The sequence below is a fragment of the Paenibacillus sp. FSL W8-0186 genome (assembly GCF_037969765.1).
Lineage (GTDB): Bacteria > Bacillota > Bacilli > Paenibacillales > Paenibacillaceae > Fontibacillus > Fontibacillus woosongensis.
On record NZ_CP150207.1, the window covers coordinates 743,770 to 761,173 of the forward strand.

Below are 17,404 nucleotides of genomic sequence, written 5' to 3' on the forward strand. Positions count from 1 at the left end.
TTTACAGCTATTTTTTTGGGGAGAATATGACCTTATCGGGCTATATTAGAGGACTAAAAACGGAAAAATTGACATTTTTGTGAAATTTTTTGGACGAGGGCCGTTATAACGGGTGAAGTAATGCCTAACTTATGAGGCTAAAGATTTAAAAATGACCCATAGTAAGATAAAATAATTACGATCTAATTTTGAAGGAGGATACGTAAAGTGGCATCGAACATCAAAGTGGGTATCGTAGGTTATGGGAATTTGGGACGCGGCGTGGAAAAGGCAATCAAGCAAAATCCGGATCTAGAGCTCCGCGCAATTTTTTCGAGAAGAAACCCGGATGAGGTAGCGGCAGCCAGCGGCGTCGTGCATATTTCCGAGTTGGAGAAGTATAAGGGCGATATCGACGTGTTGATTCTTTGTGGAGGTTCGGCCACGGATCTTCCACAGCAAGGGCCTGAGCTGGCCGCTATGTTCAATACGGTGGACAGCTTTGACACACATGCGAAAATTCCTGAGTATTTCGACAAAGTTAACGCATCGGCTTCTCAAGGGGGAAATGTGAGCGTGATCTCGACCGGCTGGGATCCAGGCTTGTTCTCTTTGAACCGCTTGCTTGGACAAGCTATTCTTCCTGAGGGCAACGAGTATACCTTCTGGGGCAAAGGCGTTAGCCAGGGCCACTCCGACGCGATTCGCCGCGTTGACGGTGTGAAGGGCGGCGTGCAGTATACGATTCCGGTGGAGTCCGCTGTAGACCGTGTGCGCAAAGGGGAAAACCCGGAGCTGTCCACGAGAGAGAAGCATGCGCGGGAATGCTATGTAGTTGCTGAAGAGAGTGCCGATCTCGCACGGATCGAACGTGAAATCAAGGAAATGCCGAACTATTTTGCGGATTATAATACGACGGTGCATTTCATCAGCGAAGAGGAGCTGAAGGCGAACCACTCCGCTATGCCGCACGGCGGCAACGTGCTGAGAAGCGGCCGCACGGGAGAGAACAACACGCAAATTATCGAATTCGGGTTGAAGCTCGACAGCAATCCCGAATTTACGGCAAGCGTGCTTGTAGCTTACGCGCGCGCAGCTTACAAGCTGTCCCAAGCTGGCGAGTCCGGGGCAAGAACGGTATTTGACATTCCGTTTGGCCTGCTGTCGCCTAAATCGCCGGAACAGCTTCGCAAAGAATTGCTGTAAGGCTATGCCTTTGTGGCCGCCTGGGAGAGTGGACCTCCCGGGCGGCTTTTTATTTGCTGGGGCTATGGCTATTGGTGCCAGCAGCCCTACGGTTGTAAGTAGAACGTGAAGGTGCGGGCGATTTCGGGTTGGAAGGGGGAGCGGAGGGGGCGGGCGGATTGGAGTAGGGATGAGTAGGGTGGAGTGGAGTAGGGTAGAGCGGAGTAGAGTGGAGCGGAGTAGGTGGATTGGAGTAGAGTAGAGTAGAGTAGAGTAGGGCAGAGTGGAATGGTTAACGGACCGTAGTTCCGCTATTTGTCCAAAAACACCGAAATTGTTGTGCTAACGGACCGTAGTTCCGCTATTGCCCCAATAAGCGACTGAAAAGAGGAGTTTAGGGGCAAATAACGCCTTCTGTGTCCGTAAGAATAAGAATGATCGAGTAAATCGCGAAATAGCGGACCTGATGTCCGTAAGCAACCTCCCCTTCGAAGTACCAGTGCGCGCCGCCCCAGCTACCTGTCCACGAAGTGCCATTGTGCGCCGTTCCAACTACCTACCTCTCGAAGTGCCATTGAGCGCCGTTCCAACTACCTACCTCTCGAAGTGCCATTGTGCGCCGTTCCAGCTACCTACCTCTCGAAGTGCCATTGAGCGCCGCCCCAGTTACCTATCCACGAAGTGCCATTGAGCGCCGTTCCAACTACCTACCTCTCGAAGTGCCATTGAGCGCCGTTCCAACTACCTCCCTCTCGAAGTACCAGTGCGCGCCGCCCCAGCTACCTACCTCTCGAAGTGCCATTGTTCGCCGTTCCAGCTACCTACCTCTCGAAGTGCCATTGTGCGCCACCCCGGCTACCCCCCCCCGTCGAAGCTGACTATATGCGCCGTTCCAGCAACTTTAACCTCACACCGACTCTTTGTAATAAACAATCTACGGCTCCTCATAGCGACACATTTTGCCAGGCGAGCTAACCCAGAGCTTCCATCTACAAACGGCGAACCTGGTCACCCACCTCTTACATTCACACATCCACACATTCACACATCCACACATCCACACATCCACAACTCCCAACCTCCCCATCCCCATCCCCACCTCATTTTCCACTCGCACAATCTCCGATGGCTCATTTTGGCGCGACCTAAATTGCCAGCGGAATACCCCGCAGACTTAGCAATTTAGCAAGCATTACCACAGTGGGAGGCGCCTAAGAAGGCTCAAATGTATGTGATTTTAGTTACAAAGTCTACGATCTATTATGACAATTCTGCGAACTCGGGTGCTCCGGACGTTCATTGTGAACAATTATCAAAATCGCTGAATTTGGCGTTTTTTGAGCGAATACGGCTGAATTTCGACTTTTGGGATGGGGAGGTGAGCAGTGTACAGGCACCCAAATGTAAATATATTACATAATTGCCTTTCTCTATGGTTTGTTTTTGTTTTTAACGAATCCTAACATTGTTCTTAGTTGTAATACTTAAGTTCACGTGACAATTTATCAACCTGTCTCACATCGTGTAACTTACTGCTTAGAAAGGGGTAACGGAATCTATGAAAAGAAGAGGGCTGCTGTTAATCGCATTTTCAGCGCTGCTTGTCTTCCTGTCCGGCTGCAATACTTTGAAGGTATTGGACCCGAAAGGACCTGTGGCCAAGACTCAATCCGACGTCATTATTTTCTCCATCATCACGATGGCGTTTATACTGCTCGTCGTTTATGTGCTTTACGTTTACATGCTGACCAAATATCGGGCTTCCAAAGCTGCTCCGGACTACGAGCCGCCGCATGACGAAGGAAAGACCTGGCTAGAAATTACCTGGACGGCATTCCCGTTAATTATCGTTATCATTCTTTCGGTGGTTACGATTCGCAGTACGAATGCGGTCGAGGCTGTACCTAAGGATTATCAAGATCAAAAACCGATGATTATTTACGCGGCTTCCTCCAACTGGAAATGGCACTTCAGCTATCCGGAAGAAGGAATCGAAACGGTAAACTACGTAAATATCCCAACCCATCGTCCTGTCGAGTTCCGCCTATATGCGTACGGACCGATTACAAGCTTCTGGGTGCCGCAGCTCGGCGGACAGAAATATGCGATGAGCGACATGGTTACGAAGCTGAACCTCGTTGCCGAGCATGAAGGTTCTTTTATGGGCAAGAATGCGAACTTCTCCGGCGAAGGCTTTGCTCACATGGAATTCGAGGTGCTGGCGATGAACCAGAAGGAATACGACAAATGGGTGGATGAAGTGAAAAGCACGGCTTCCGAATTGACACCGGACGAATTCCAAACCCTGCTGGACACGAAATTTGTCGGCAGAAAAACCTACTCCTCCACGCACCTGACGTTCTTACCGCCGCCTGAGGGTGAGCACGCTGGGCATAATCACGGCGACTCTGCCGCGAAATCCGAGCTTGATCAGTTCCAAATCGATCAACCCGGTGCAGAGAACAGCGGAGGCGGAGAGACGGAACACTCCGGGCACAATCATTAATCAGGCTGGAAGAGCAGGACGCTCGCAAGGCAACTAGAACTGGAAAGGAGTAAGCTAAATGAAATGGGACGAATTTTTCGTCACAGGCGAACCGATGATTTATGGCGCGATGGTCAGTATTGTTATTGTGTCTATCGCGATTGTTGTCGGGCTTACCTATTTTAAAAAATGGGGCTACCTGTGGCGTGAATGGTTAACAACCGTTGATCATAAAAAAATCGGTATTATGTATATCATTTCTGCACTCATCATGCTATTTCGGGGCGGCGTAGACGGCCTCTTGATGCGTGCGCAGCTTGCTGTCCCAGAGAACGGATTATTGGACAGCCAGCACTATAACGAAATATTTACGACGCACGGGGTCATCATGATCCTCTTCATGGCAATGCCGTTTATTATCGGCTTGATGAACGTCGTCGTCCCTCTGCAAATCGGGGCACGGGACGTAGCGTTCCCGCGCCTGAACGCTGTCAGCTTCTGGCTGTTCTTCGCCGGAGCGATGCTGTTCAACATTTCGTTCGTCATCGGCGGATCGCCGGATGCCGGATGGACGGCTTACTTCCCGCTGTCGAGCATTGAGTTCAGCCCGACGGTAGGCAATAACTATTACTCCATTGCACTGCAGATTTCCGGACTGGGTACGCTCATGACCGGGGTGAACTTCATCGTGACCATTCTCAAAATGCGCGCGCCTGGCATGACGCTGATGCGTATGCCGATGTTCACATGGTCGATTCTGGTTACTTCCGTCATCATCGTATTTGCGTTCCCGGTATTGACGATCGCGCTGCTGCTGATGATGCTGGACCGGCAGTTCGGCTCGCAGTTCTTCACCATGGCCAATGGCGGGATGGATATGCTCTGGGCCAACCTGTTCTGGGTATGGGGGCATCCAGAGGTATACATCGTTATTCTGCCCGCATTCGGTATCTTTAGTGAAGTTATATCAACATTTTCACGCAAAAATCTGTACGGTTACAAATCAATGGTGTTCAGTATGGTCATCATCTCGCTCCTGTCTTTTGTCGTGTGGGCTCACCACTTCTATACGATGGGACACGGCGCGATGGTTAACGGTGTCTTCTCTGTGACCACGATGGCGATTGCCATTCCGACCGGGATCAAAATCTTTAACTGGCTCTTTACGATGCATAAAGGACGCATCGAATTTACGACGCCAATGCTGTATGCTCTTGGCTTTATTCCGATCTTTACGATTGGCGGCGTGACCGGCGTTATGCTGGCCATGGCAAGTGCGGATTACCAGTACCACAACACGATGTTCCTAGTAGCCCACTTCCACTACGTATTGATTCCAGGAACAGTCTTTGGGGTTCTGGCGGGAATGTACTACTGGTTCCCGAAACTGTTCGGCTTCCGCCTGAACGACAAGCAAGGCAAACTGGCTTTCTGGATTATTGTAATAAGCTTCAACGTAACGTTCCTGCCGCTCTTCGCCCTTGGATTGAATGGGATGACGCGGCGGATGTACACTTACTCCGCAGAGACCGGATTCGGTCCGCTGAACCTGATCGCTTCGATCGGCTCGATCGGTCTGGCCATCGGCTTTGCGGTACTCGTCTACAACATTTATTGGAGCTTCCGCTATGCGCCTAGAGAGACGAGCGGCGATCCATGGAATGCACGGACCTTGGAGTGGAGCACGCCAAGCCCGATTCCTCACTACAACTTTGCGCGCATGCCTGACATTGAAGGCCGCGATGCATTCTGGTTTGCGAAGAAGTCCGGCAAACCTCTGTATACTGAGGAATACAGCGACATTCATATGCCTAACAACAGTGGCCAGCCGTTTATTCTGGGTGTGATCTTTATGATCTTCGGATTCTTCATGGTCTTTAACTGGTGGGTAGGGGCTGTGATTGGAGCCATAGGCATCTTCGTTATGATGATCATCAGATCCTTTGAACGCGATCACGGACATTATATTCCTGCGAAGGAAGTTGTGGCGACCGAACAACGATTGCGGGGTGAACAGGTATGAAAATAGATCATTCAGTACCGCTGGAATATAGTACGGAAGAGAACAAAAACCGCATCTTCGGCTTCTGGGTATTTCTCGGAGCAGAGATCGTCATGTTCTCCACGCTCTTCGCCGTATATTTCACCTTGTGGAACCGGACCGGCAACGGTCCTACGGCGAAAGAGATTTTTGAAATCGGACCGGTGCTTATCGAGACCTTCCTGCTTCTGACGAGCAGCTTCACGATCGGTCTGGCGATCAACAGTATGCGGCAAGGCTTGATGAAAGCGACATTAGGATTTTTTGCAGTCACTTTATTGCTTGGCCTCGGATTCCTGGGCGTCGAGATTTATGAATTCGTTACGTATGTAGGCGAAGGCGCGACACTGCAAACGAACGCGTTCATGTCCAGCTTATTCACGCTGCTGGGCCTCCACGGGGCGCACGTTACGCTTGGATTGGTGTGGGGCGGCGGATTGATGCTGCAAATGAAACGTGAAGGCTTCACGCCGGATACGGCGAACAAGTCGTTCATCTTCTCGCTGTACTGGCACTTCCTGGATGTCGTCTGGATTTTCATCTTCAGCTTTGTATACTTGAAAGGATTGATGTGACATGAAAAAACTGTTCCCGCTTCAACACGTCATGGGATATGTCTCTTCGCTGATCCTTTCGATCGTTGCACTGACCGTTCTGTTCTTCGATATGTCCTACGGGATGCAAATGACGGTTCTGCTCGTTTGTGCGATCATTCAAATGTCAGTTCAGCTGTTCGTCTTCATGCACATCGGCGAGACAGGTACGAAGACATCACTTTATACGAATATCGCGTACGCGCTGTTCGTAGGTCTGGTGACGATTTTCGGTACACTGTTTACGATGATCTGGGGATATCAATAAGCGAATAGGCAAGTTTGAGTTTAATAAAGAGCTAGATTTATATAGAAATGAGAATCACTCTGATCCAAAGGCGAAAGCCTGGGGTCAGGGTGATTTTTTTTGCAGCAAATCGTCGGGCGGATGCCCTTCTGGTGAAATAAGGGAATCTGCGGAGTATGGGTTAACTTTTATGAGTCTATGTCCGAAATATAGGTATGGATGGGTTACATTTACAAAAATAAGATTCGGAGGAAGAAGAGACTACATACGATGAAGTACTTAGATGAACAGATTCTTAGCATGAAACAGGAATTAATACATAAGCATGATGAGGCAAAAGCGAGCCAATCCCAATTAACAGATTCAGAGCAAGTAAGCTTAGTGGCGGACAAGAATATGGTGCTGCGCATCAAAGATGAGGTTATAACCTTCGCCCCTGTGACCGTACTGGATGGAAAAATCGAGGTGAAAATTCCAAAATCCTTTCATCTCATGCCCCTGGAGCAAGCTAAATTTAAATATCCTTCGGAGCATCGCCCGAAGGTTATTTACACTTCTTCTGAAGGGACCATCAATATGACCTTTAATCCGACAGACACGGCTTTGGATTTGGAGGAGCTTCCTGATTTTATGGAGCGAATGGCAGATGTGCTGCGATCTGTACAACCCATCCGCAATTGGATAGGGACGGAGTTGATCGTTAATCCATCCGGCCATTCTATAGGGTGTATTCGCTTTGTAACAGCAGGGGTGGACGGGAACCTATATAACGAAATGCTGCTGTTTATTCTGGAAGGATACGTGATCATCGGTGCTTTTAACTGTATGGAGTCCGATAGGGAAGCATGGCTGCCTGTAGCTAAAGTTATAGTCCAGTCGCTTAGAGGTGTCTCTGATTCCTCCGAGTTGCTGCACAAGGAAGGAGATGCTTCAAGATGAGTCTGGGATACGATAACATTCTAATTCAGCCATTTGAGAGAATTAACCTGGAACAGCTCACCTTAACGAAGAAAATAAATGAGCATACCCGGCTGTATTTTACAGGCGTGATTCCGGAAGATATGCGGGACAGCTGCGTAGAAACAACGCACAGCTATACGGTCATTGAAGTAAGCCAAAAGGATGAGGCAGGCGGCACCACACCATTATTCAGCGGGATTGCACTCTCAGTTGAGGTGAAAGTTGCACGTGATGTCTACTATTTGGAGGTAGAGGCTATCTCGCATACCTACCGAATGGACATCAAGCAGCGTACGCGCTCTTTTCAGAATATCAATATGACGATTCCTCAATTGCTGGAACAGATTCGCGAGGACTACGAGGGGCTTGATGTGATTGACGGGGCTACTGATGGGGCGAAGATCGGGCGTATTGCCATCCAGTACCAGGAGACGGATTGGGCTTTCTTAAGACGGTTGGCCTCCCGCTATCATACAAGCTTGATGCCCGCCGCCCGTTTTGATAGTCCGAAGTTTTATTTTGGCATTGAGGATATTCCTGCACATGTGGTGCTGGATCATAGCCGTTACACCGTACGCAAGCAAATGCTGCCTTTTCGTTATTTTCAGGAGAATGACCAGGCCAGGCTGACGGAGAACGACTTCATTTTTTATGAAGTGGAGACGGACGAGGTGCTGGATTTAGGAGCGCAGTTGAACTTTCAGGGGCACAGCCTATTTGTGATGGAAGCTTATACCGAAATGAGACAAGGCCAGTTGAGACACCAATATGTATTGGGATCTTACCAAGGCTTCCGGCAAAAAAGCTACTATCAGGAAAAACTAGCCGGCGCATCGTTAAGCGGCGTAGTTGTTGACGTGCGCCAGGATCAGGTGCGCATTCATTTGGACTGCGATGAGCAGCAGAAGGTAGATGAGGCATACTGGTTCAACTACTCTACGGCTTATAGTGCTGAGGGACATACGGGCTGGTATGTGATGCCTGAAATCGGCGATCCCGTTTCGCTATATTTTCCGGGCAGCCGAGAAGAAGATGGAATTGCGGGGAGTGCTGTCAGACGAAATACGCAAGGAAGCGCCCATAATAAAATTTTGGATCCTCAGAGGAAAATATGGCGAACCCCTCATGGCAAAGAAATTTGCCTGGGACCCGATGAACTGGTCATTACGGGGAAAGAAGGGGCTATTTATATCAAGCTGAACGATAAGGATGGCATACATATTGTAAGCAACAATGCCGTAAGCATCTCGGCGGGGGGAGATCTAAGCCTGACGGCTGGGACAACGATGTCACTCTCCGCAGGCAGCGAGCTGCGTATGGATTGCAACGGCAGTTCTATTGAACTTAGCGGTTCAGCCAAGATGAAGGGCAGCGAAGTGAAATCTAATTAGCATAAGCGTACCAGGTGGTGTAAACGAAATGGACAAGCCTTTGGAGGGTCCGGAGCAGCAGGTAAATTTTAATGAGGCAAGGCTCTCTAGTCGTAAAGATTGGGCGGAGATGTTTAAGGCTACGTTAGAACAACGTATTGAGGAATGTGTACAGAAATTTAGAGAATATTGCCGCGACATTCGTCAAAAGCAGGTTCAGGGACAAAAAGGCAGCATAAGCTACATCACTTACTCTATGCTGCGAACATCGTGGCTGGAGCAGCATCCGGTCTATTTAGTCGAGGCCGCCGATGAGTATTGGGTATTTGATGCGAACCCCATTCAATTTGAGTGGGAGATAAGCTGGGCCTTCTCCTATTGGAGTGATCTACAGCAGCAGCGTCAGGCTGAAGCCGTGGAGCAGCCTTCAGAGGTCGGAATAGAGCAGATCATGCTGGACGCGGCGGCAGAACTCCATGCATTTATGGTAAATATGCTTCGTCTGGCGATGAAGCGAGCGGTGCGTACTCCCGAGTTCCAAGCGCTGGATCGTGCAGAGACATTTGAGATTCGGGCCGGAGAGTATTTGGATCAAAGCGTCTCCGTATACAAAGAAGATCGCCGGAAGCGGGATGTTCAAGAGGTTAAAGCATGGCTGGAATTAAAGGAAGCGCAGCAGTACGGCTATGAAGCCTTGACGGAGCTTGACCTATCGGAGGGGGACTACAGCCGCTTGGATTTTCGCTATACGGCTTTCCGCAGCATGCAGATGGAGAATAGCCGTTTGCAGTATTGCGTGTTGGTGGGTACTGATTGGCAGGATAGCTTGCTTCAACGGGCTGACTTTACCTTCAGCCTGATCTATGGAGCTGATTTTAGCGGCTGCTCCCTAAGGAATGCTCTGTTGGACAGGGTAATGGGCAGCGTAAGCGATTCAGATTCATGGCTGGAGTGGGAGCCATTAGGATTTAGCGGGGTGAATTTTACGGGGGCGGATCTGCAGGGAGCTTCTTTTAGAGCAGCTCAGCTTCAAGGTGCGGTATTCCGGGATACCCTGCTGCAGCAGGCTTCATTTATCAATGCGGATCTAGCGGCGGCTTGCTTCGAGAATGCCGATCTGACAGGTGCCAGTTTTGCTGGAGCAGATCTGACAGACGTGTCTTTTGATGGCGCGCGGTTGAGTGGAACTGATTTTACAGGCGCCAATTTGCGGGGTGTGAATATGACGGAGGAACAGCTCCGTGAAGTTAGGAGGCAACTTACGTGAGATATTATCGGCTAAGAATGGATGACCGGCCCAAGCATCGGATTGAACCAGTGCCGCTGTCCTCATTATCCATGAAGAGCGGCATGCAGATGACTCTTGCTCAAGAGGAAGATGCGCCTTTGTTTTTAGCAATACAGCTTCATTCGCAATCCGTGTTTCCAGACTTTCTGGAATATCCCGTGCCGCTGGTATCCAATCGCATGAAGGCGTTATTGGAGAAATACAGGCCTGGCATGGAATGGAGAGCAGCCATACTTACAGATTTTAAGGTAGCCAGGCAAGAGGTGTACTGGGTGCTTCGCCCTCCTAAGGAGGAATGCTTGTCTGATAGCACCGAACGGTATCCCGATCGTACATTGAAGCATTTGGTACTGCAGCACGGGAAGGCCATGTCTCCTATTTTCCAAATAGCGGGTTTGATGGAGCCTTACATTTTTATCAATCTGGCGTTGGCAGAGAGCCTGCTGCGTCGTCCATTTATAGGGATTAGACTTGAAAGAGTAGAGACGGAAAGCAAGGAGGGAACAGGTTCATGAAGGAAGCAAAGGTAGAGCATGAGCAGGTGCAGCCAGGAGGGGGCGGGGCCAAAAGCTATGTCGTAGCCGGTGCGATTTTGAGCTGCAGCTATGGCACTCAGCCTACCCGGTTAAAGCGTCCTTTCAGCCATGGGGTATACGTCAAAAATAAAGCCATGATGAATATCGCAGATTACGTGCCCGGAGAGAACATTCCGTCCTTTGGCAACTGCTTCAGCCCTCATAATCCTGCTGTGCAGACCAGTGAAATGGTTGATATTTACGGGGTGAAGAAGGCTCCGTGCGTCCCTGTTCTTACGATGCCATGGCTGAATGGGAAAAGCGATATGTTGATCGAGGGCCAGCCGGCTCTGACGCAGGACTGCACGCACCACTGCTTATATTGCGGACATATTCGCATAGAAGATGACGGCCAGGAGCTGGACTAACGGGACGGCAAGAGCCGTGACCGAATCAGGAGGGAGGAAGTACGACCTTGGGTTTACATATAGAGGGGATCGGTTATGAAAGCATACGTTTAGACGCTCCCTTTCAGCCGCAGCATATTCAGCAGTTACATATTCATAGAGCGATCAATGAACACGCATATTTACAGATGACCGGCATTCTTCCCGAAGAACAAGGGGCTGCATGGATCGGGCAAACGATGGATCAGGAACCCATCGTTATTCGCCAGCTGGACGAGCAGGGGCAAGTGGTAAGGAGGTTATTCCACGGGATGACCACCCGTCTGTCAATACACTGTATAAGGGGAGTCTATACTTTTGAGCTGGAGGCTGCCTCGCATTCCTATCAATTGGATCTGAAATTAAAGAATCGTTCTTATCAAGAACCGCAGCGCACTTATGATGATTTGGTCACGGCACTGGTGCGGAAGTATAAGTACGGGGATGCGATTGATACCGTCACGGACGGCGCCAAACTGGAAACTTTCCTGCTGCAATATCAGGAGACGGATTGGGCGTTTTTAAAGCGCCTTGCCTCCCGATTCGGATCGGTGCTCGTGCCTGAAGTGACGGCAGCATCGCCCAAGATCTTTTTTGGGCTGCCGACAGGCAAAATGCATAAGCTGGAACGGGATGTATTCTACCGGGTGCGGAAAACGTTTCATGAGCTGTCTGCCGGGAATCCGGGGGAGCGGTCTGGTTCGTACGTCACTTATACGATTGAAAGCTTGGAGTACTATGCCTTAGGGGATGTGATTGAACTCCCCATTGGACAAGGTAAAGAACTTATCGTGGTTCGGGCCGTGACACGTTTAGAAGATGGAATGCTGCGTACGCGATATGATCTTCAACCCGAACAGGAAATTCGCTATGCGCGGGTTGAGAATGAGCAGATTACAGGGGTTTCACTACTAGGAAAGGTGCTGCATATAGAACAGGATCGTGTACAGCTTCAACTCAAGATTGACCCCGAGCAGCATCCTGCCGCCTGCTGGTTTCCCGTAGCCACCCGTTATGTGGCGGAAGCCCACAGCGGGTGGTATAATATGCCGGAAATCGGGGATCAGGTGGAGCTGTATCTGCCCACAAACCGTGAGCAAGACGCCTATGTCACCGATGCATTACGTCAACAGCGTACGCATGGACAACCTGACGGCAAGGTCTGGCAGCATGCGAAGGGGAGTGTTGTAGAGCTGTCCGGGCAAGAGCTGTCGCTGGACTCTTCAGGGAAGCTGTCAATTACGCTTCATGAGACTAACGGCGTTACCATCAGCAGTCCGGGGAATGTGCAAATTCAAGGCGGCGACATTAAGCTGGAGGCAGGGAAGGGACTATCACTACAAGCCGGCACAGCGCTGTATCTCAAAGGCGGAGCCAGCAGCATGGTGCTGGATGGTGAAACAGACCTCAAAGCTCCGGTGATCGAGCAGGAAGGGACGATGAAAGCCCCGGTCTTTGTCACCGAACTGCCGCCTGTCCCAGAGCCTGAGCTAATCAGCGTACAGGAATATGAGGCAGCCCAATCATCTGCCGCATCCCATACTTCATCGGGTAGTGGAAATTCTCCTACAGCCAAAATTACGAGTCCGGCTGCTGAAGCCGCGGCCAATAGCATGCTGGCTACAGAGTCGAAGCTGGTGGGTTCGATTCCAGCGATGGCGGGAATTTTAATAGGTGCGCTAGGGGGGCCTGTGAATAAGGCAGTAGGTGTGGCGCTGCTGGCAACGGCGGGAGTTCCTGTGCGAAGTGATGGGAAGGCGCGTGATGTGCCTGCTAATAACCCTTTTCATCCGCTAAAGCAACTAGCAGGCCTGCTCCTACAGGGACTGATCGACCAGCGAATGTACGAAGAAGAAAGACAGGCTTACTACACCCAGTGGATCTTAGGCAAGATGGTAACGAGTGCTCGCCAGATGCTGTATTCGTCCAGCCCATTAGATCTTGTTTACAACGTGTTGAGAGAATCGAACAACATGTTCCAAGCCTACCGCGAGGTTCCTGAGGATGTGAGGAGGCGCTGGGAACCTCCTAGGTATTTTCCTGAGGAATATGTGGACACCCATCGGTTAACCTAGAAGTACAAACAGAGCTGAATTGGTCCGATGAATTAACTAAGGATGTGGCGCAGCGAATTGCAGAGAAACAGGACTATAACTTGATTGTAAAAGAAATGAAACGGAAGTATGGAGTAGATGTACTCGGTGGCGTAGCTATTATTTACACGTGCTACAATGCCGAAAGAGACGGGGTTACTTTAAATGAACTTTTCTGGGGGAACCCGATAGATATTCCGACAGTAAAAGGCGGCGGCTTCATAGGCCCTAGCTTGGGTTTAAAAAAGCCTGGGCTTAACAATATGAATACGGAGATGCCTAAGGAGACTCCAAAACCTCCGAATCCGCCGAATACGAGCAATAAAAATCCTGTGTTTGGGGCAGATTGGAATGAGTTTTTACAGTCTAAATACGGGAAAAATGCAGTTGAGTGGGTAAGTAAAGGACGAGAAGAATTACGCACGAAAGTTAAGACCAATGTAGAGCAAAGCGCAGCTGTAAGAGAAGCGTCCAACTTCGATGTGCATTTGAAAAAAGAGAAGGAAATTCTTGAAAGGATCAAGAATAAGGGGACGCCAAAAGCTAAGTATACTACGAATAATTTACCAAAGGATCCTAAAGAATTAATTAATAACGGCTGGAAAGATACAACGCCAGAAGGAATGGCGAAGAATACTAGCTCGCGAGAATATATTGACCCTGTTACAGGAATGAAAGTTAGGTTTGACCCTGGGAAACCAGGAGCAAATGGTTTTGAGGGTAAAGATCATTATCATATTCACAACCCAAATAGTACAGGGAAAAATGATTATTACCTTGATGTTAATGGTAATCCGGTAGCAAAAGGCTCGAAAGCATCTCACATTATACCTTAGATTAGGAGAGAAAAATGAAACCATCAGAATTTATTAAAGTGTATAACCTTTTTGATAGTCTTGTAGAGGATTTAGAGTATAATGAAGTCGAGAAGCAGTTAAGGATGACTTTAGAATTGTGTCAGTGGAAGCAATCTTTCTATGTTGAAACTGAGCCAGAAATGCAACTTGGAATATTAATTTTCTCCGATGTGACATTCTACAAAACTGAACCTCATTTATTTAATTTGGACAGTAGTGAGATACTAGAGGTTGATGTACTCCCATTTGATGGAGAAGGTGAGCATATTAAAATAGTTCTTAATGGTTTGGACGATGTAATTGTACTAAACATCCAATCTAACGAGATTGAATGGAGAGAAATAAAAACTGCGGATGGACAATAGTTAGGAGTTTGCAGTACGAAATGAGATCGTAGGTGATTGAGGTAGCCATTTTATATTTATTCATGTGACATACTAGTGTTGCAAAAACTCAATAAAAGCTTATTTCTACCTGTTTATAGGTGGGAATGAGCTTTTTTTGGTTATAGTGATGTTTCGATCGAACTTATCCGGCAAAGTATCTATTACTGTTCATGAAACTAACAGCGCAACCATCAGCAGTCCGGGGAATGTGCAAATTCAAGGCGGCGACGTTAAGCTAGAGGCAGGGAAGGGACTATCGCTACAAGCCGGCACAGCGCTGTATCTCAAAGGCGGAGCCAGCAGCATGGTTCTGGATGGTGAAACAGACCTCAAAGCTCCGGTGATCGAGCAGGAAGGGACGGTGAAAGCCCCGGTCTTTGTCACCGACCTGCCGCCTGTCCCAGAGCCTGAGCTAATCAGCGTACAGGAATATGAGGCAGCCCAATCATCTGCCGCATCCCATACTTCATCGGGTAGTGGAAATTCTCCTACAGCCAAAATTACGAGCCCGGCTGCTGAAGCCGCGGCCAATAGCATGCTGGCTACAGAGTCGAAGCTCGTGGGTTCGATTCCAGCGATGGCGGGAATTTTAATAGGTGCGCTAGGGGGCCTGTGAATAAGGCAGTAGGTGTGGCGCTGCTGGCAACGGCGGGAGTTCCTGTGCGAAGTGATGGGAAGGCGCGTGATGTGCCTGCTAATAACCCTTTTCATCCGCTAAAGCAACTAGCAGGCCTGCTCCTACAGGGACTGATCGACCAGCGAATGTACGAAGAAGAAAGACAGGCTTACTACACCCAGTGGATCTTAGGCAAGATGGTAACGAGTGCTCGCCAGATGCTGTATTCGTCCAGCCCATTAGATCTTGTTTACAACGTGTTGAGAGAATCGAACAACATGTTCCAAGCCTACCGCGAGGTTCCTGAGGATGTGAGGAGGCGCTGGGAACCTCCTAGGTATTTTCCTAAGGAGTATGTAGACACCCATCGATTAACCTTAGAAGTACAAACAGAGCTGAATTGGTCCGATGAATTAACTAAGGATGTGGCGCAGCGAATTGCAGAGAAGCAGGATTATAACTTGATTGTAAAAGAAATGAAACGGAAGTATGGAGTAGATGTACTCGGTGGCGTAGCTATTATTTACACGTGCTACAATGCCGAAAGAGACGGAGTTACTTTAAATGAACTTTTCTGGGGGAACCCGATAGATGTTCCGACAGTAAGAGGCGGCGGCTTTATAAGCCCTAGCTTGGGTTTAAAAAAGCCTGGGCTTAACAATATGAAAACGGAGATGCCTAAGGAGACTCCAAAACCTCCGAATCCGTCGAATACGAGCAATAAAAATCCTGTGTTTGGGGCAGATTGGAATAACTACTACAAGAACAAATATGGAAAAGATGCAGTTGAGTGGGTAAGTAAAGGACGAGAAGAATTACGCACGAAAGTTAAGACCAATGTAGAGCAAAGCGCAGCTGTAAGAGAAGCGTCCAACTTCGATGTGCATTTGAAAAAAGAGAAGGAAATTCTTGAAAGGATCAAGAATAAGGGGACGGGGGTCTTAACGAAAATAACAGACTGAATATTGGTGCGGGTGATAATCCTCGGTCAGGTTATAGAAATGGGGATATTGATCCGAGAGCAGATGGTATTGAATTTATGGACGCGAACAACTTATCTAGGATTAGAACTGGTTCACAAGCAGAGGTGATTTGCCAAAATCCGTTTGGTTATAGCCCACTCGAAAGTGATATTCCGAGAGTAATTAAGCCGGGAGGCTTACTAAAGATAGTCGGAGGAGAAAAAAATCCTTACTTCAAAAAGATATACAAAATGAATGATGACGAACTTTCAAAATTCGGATTTGAGCTAGTAAGCAAGGGTAAGGCTTCAGATGAGTTAATGTTTGGTATACAGAAAACAACAGATGGGAAAGCATTCGGTGAAAATGTCTTGAGTAAGCAGCAAGAAATAATACTAAGGAGGCTGGAATAATTGTTACTAGATATCTCAAAAGAAAAATTTGAATTAATTTACTTAGGTGAATCTCACCTAAGATTTGATTATTCTGCAATGACTTCTAATAGGTTAGAGTTAGATATTTGGGGAATAACACTTCCCATCAGTGTGTATGGTCTAGAAGCTTATGGATTAACTGAAAGTACTAGGCCATTCAATGATGATGTTTATGTTTCGGGTTTTACAAAAATAATATTCAATGATGTTATTGGCTGCAATATAGAAATCGAATTGTTTAGTTACGACTATAATCCAAATAACTTATGTTGGCCGGATAAGACCTTAATGAAACTAAATAAAACTTGGGGAGAGGAAAACTTAAAGGATAGTAATAATATTTATGAATTAGAGGGTACTCTTACATCTCCATACGGTAGATGTGAATTATCTGTGGCAACTTGCTCAAGTGTAAGTATCGAGTTGAATAATGCTGATTTTGTTCCTGTGAGAGAATATATACTTAATACAAAAAAGTATGGATTTAATCAAGATTTCATTAGAACTTAGTCCGCAAAACATTACACTTTATTAGTGATTTATAGTTGCGAGCTAGCTTTGTAACCCCATTTATGGATATTTAAGAAACTTTTTAAATTGTCTTAGGCAGCTAGGAGATGACTTCAGAATTCATCAGGAGTCATCTTTTTTAATGTTCACTGATTGCGTTCTGAATTATAGTAGTTGAGGTACTTATTAACCCGTAGACTCAGATCATGAATAGATATACATCCCCAGTAGTTTCCATTGCGAGACATCGACTGTTTAAACCAGATTTAGCGATGAGGAGACGGGTTCTATGGTGTGTACAGTGCATACCTTGGTAATAAGAATGGAAGATTGCATTGGGATGAATATTGCCGTCCAATCGTTTGAGTAAGCGAGCTAATGTCTGTTCAACAATTGATAACTCAAGCGTTGAAGAGAGATAGTTCGCCAAAATCTGC

General features: G+C 47.9%; 14 protein-coding genes and 2 pseudogenes. All 16 read left to right on the plus strand.

Going from position 1 to position 17,404, the window contains the following annotated elements:
• Nucleotides 1-207 precede the first annotated feature (207 nt).
• The 16 genes and pseudogenes from MKX50_RS03075 (at nt 208) to MKX50_RS03150 (ending at nt 16,967) form a co-directional block, all read left to right on the plus strand.
• Complete coding sequence (locus MKX50_RS03075; RefSeq protein WP_339158385.1) at nt 208-1,185, plus strand: diaminopimelate dehydrogenase; 978 nt, start codon at nt 208-210, stop codon at nt 1,183-1,185.
• Between the two features lie 1,537 nt (nt 1,186-2,722).
• On the plus strand, nt 2,723-3,670 hold the full coding sequence (gene qoxA / locus MKX50_RS03080; protein WP_339158387.1) for a cytochrome aa3 quinol oxidase subunit II: 948 nt from the start codon (nt 2,723-2,725) through the stop codon (nt 3,668-3,670).
• Nucleotides 3,671-3,728: 58 nt separating this feature from the next.
• Complete coding sequence (gene qoxB, locus MKX50_RS03085; protein WP_213591000.1) at nt 3,729-5,672, plus strand: cytochrome aa3 quinol oxidase subunit I; 1,944 nt, start codon at nt 3,729-3,731, stop codon at nt 5,670-5,672.
• Nucleotides 5,669-6,265, plus strand: coding sequence for a cytochrome aa3 quinol oxidase subunit III (qoxC, locus tag MKX50_RS03090; protein WP_213591001.1), 597 nt, complete (start codon nt 5,669-5,671; stop codon nt 6,263-6,265). The genes qoxB and qoxC overlap by 4 nt, the downstream gene beginning before the upstream one ends.
• Before the next feature lies 1 nt (nt 6,266).
• Nucleotides 6,267-6,551 carry a cytochrome aa3 quinol oxidase subunit IV gene (gene qoxD, locus MKX50_RS03095; protein WP_155612972.1) on the plus strand — a complete coding sequence of 95 codons (285 nt, stop codon included), beginning with the start codon at nt 6,267-6,269 and terminating at the stop codon, nt 6,549-6,551.
• A gap of 249 nt (nt 6,552-6,800) precedes the next feature.
• The gene (locus MKX50_RS03100) at nt 6,801-7,469 is read left to right on the plus strand and encodes a hypothetical protein (RefSeq protein ID WP_339158388.1); all 669 of its coding nucleotides are present in this window, start codon (nt 6,801-6,803) and stop codon (nt 7,467-7,469) included.
• The gene (locus MKX50_RS03105) at nt 7,466-8,881 is read left to right on the plus strand and encodes a contractile injection system protein, VgrG/Pvc8 family (RefSeq protein WP_339158389.1); all 1,416 of its coding nucleotides are present in this window, start codon (nt 7,466-7,468) and stop codon (nt 8,879-8,881) included. Before MKX50_RS03100 ends, MKX50_RS03105 begins: the two co-directional genes overlap by 4 nt.
• Before the next feature lie 28 nt (nt 8,882-8,909).
• Nucleotides 8,910-10,127, plus strand: a complete 1,218-nt coding sequence (locus MKX50_RS03110) for a pentapeptide repeat-containing protein (RefSeq protein ID WP_339158390.1) — start codon at nt 8,910-8,912, stop codon at nt 10,125-10,127.
• On the plus strand, nt 10,124-10,663 hold the full coding sequence (locus MKX50_RS03115) for a hypothetical protein (protein WP_339158391.1): 540 nt from the start codon (nt 10,124-10,126) through the stop codon (nt 10,661-10,663). Before MKX50_RS03110 ends, MKX50_RS03115 begins: the two co-directional genes overlap by 4 nt.
• Nucleotides 10,660-11,091 carry a DUF4280 domain-containing protein gene (locus MKX50_RS03120; protein ID WP_339158392.1) on the plus strand — a complete coding sequence of 144 codons (432 nt, stop codon included), beginning with the start codon at nt 10,660-10,662 and terminating at the stop codon, nt 11,089-11,091. Before MKX50_RS03115 ends, MKX50_RS03120 begins: the two co-directional genes overlap by 4 nt.
• Before the next feature lie 47 nt (nt 11,092-11,138).
• A pseudogene (locus MKX50_RS03125) lies at nt 11,139-13,130 on the plus strand (contractile injection system protein, VgrG/Pvc8 family); the annotation flags it as partial.
• Nucleotides 13,131-13,228: 98 nt separating this feature from the next.
• Nucleotides 13,229-14,038, plus strand: coding sequence for a hypothetical protein (locus MKX50_RS03130; protein ID WP_339158393.1), 810 nt, complete (start codon nt 13,229-13,231; stop codon nt 14,036-14,038).
• Between the two features lie 14 nt (nt 14,039-14,052).
• Nucleotides 14,053-14,424, plus strand: a complete 372-nt coding sequence (locus tag MKX50_RS03135) for a hypothetical protein (protein ID WP_155611752.1) — start codon at nt 14,053-14,055, stop codon at nt 14,422-14,424.
• Between the two features lie 160 nt (nt 14,425-14,584).
• A pseudogene (locus MKX50_RS03140) lies at nt 14,585-15,387 on the plus strand (hypothetical protein); the annotation flags it as partial.
• 713 nt (nt 15,388-16,100) lie between these two features.
• Nucleotides 16,101-16,436: a hypothetical protein gene (locus MKX50_RS03145; RefSeq protein WP_339158394.1), complete on the plus strand. Its 336-nt coding sequence runs from the start codon at nt 16,101-16,103 to the stop codon at nt 16,434-16,436.
• Nucleotides 16,437-16,967, plus strand: coding sequence for a hypothetical protein (locus MKX50_RS03150; RefSeq protein WP_339158395.1), 531 nt, complete (start codon nt 16,437-16,439; stop codon nt 16,965-16,967).
• Nucleotides 16,968-17,404: the final 437 nt, after the last annotated feature.

Bases quoted from the DNA above. Each gene is read 5' to 3' on its own strand.
- qoxA (WP_339158387.1), top strand. From the start codon at position 2,723: ATGAAAAGAAGAGGGCTGCTGTTAATCGCATTTTCAGCGCTGCTTGTC.
- qoxD (WP_155612972.1), top strand. From the start codon at position 6,267: ATGAAAAAACTGTTCCCGCTTCAACACGTCATGGGATATGTCTCTTCG.
- qoxB (WP_213591000.1), top strand. From the start codon at position 3,729: ATGAAATGGGACGAATTTTTCGTCACAGGCGAACCGATGATTTATGGC.
- MKX50_RS03135 (WP_155611752.1), top strand. From the start codon at position 14,053: ATGAAACCATCAGAATTTATTAAAGTGTATAACCTTTTTGATAGTCTT.
- MKX50_RS03120 (WP_339158392.1), top strand. From the start codon at position 10,660: ATGAAGGAAGCAAAGGTAGAGCATGAGCAGGTGCAGCCAGGAGGGGGC.
- MKX50_RS03105 (WP_339158389.1), top strand. From the start codon at position 7,466: ATGAGTCTGGGATACGATAACATTCTAATTCAGCCATTTGAGAGAATT.
- MKX50_RS03100 (WP_339158388.1), top strand. From the start codon at position 6,801: ATGAAGTACTTAGATGAACAGATTCTTAGCATGAAACAGGAATTAATA.
- MKX50_RS03110 (WP_339158390.1), top strand. From the start codon at position 8,910: ATGGACAAGCCTTTGGAGGGTCCGGAGCAGCAGGTAAATTTTAATGAG.
- MKX50_RS03145 (WP_339158394.1), top strand. From the start codon at position 16,101: ATGGACGCGAACAACTTATCTAGGATTAGAACTGGTTCACAAGCAGAG.
- qoxC (WP_213591001.1), top strand. From the start codon at position 5,669: ATGAAAATAGATCATTCAGTACCGCTGGAATATAGTACGGAAGAGAAC.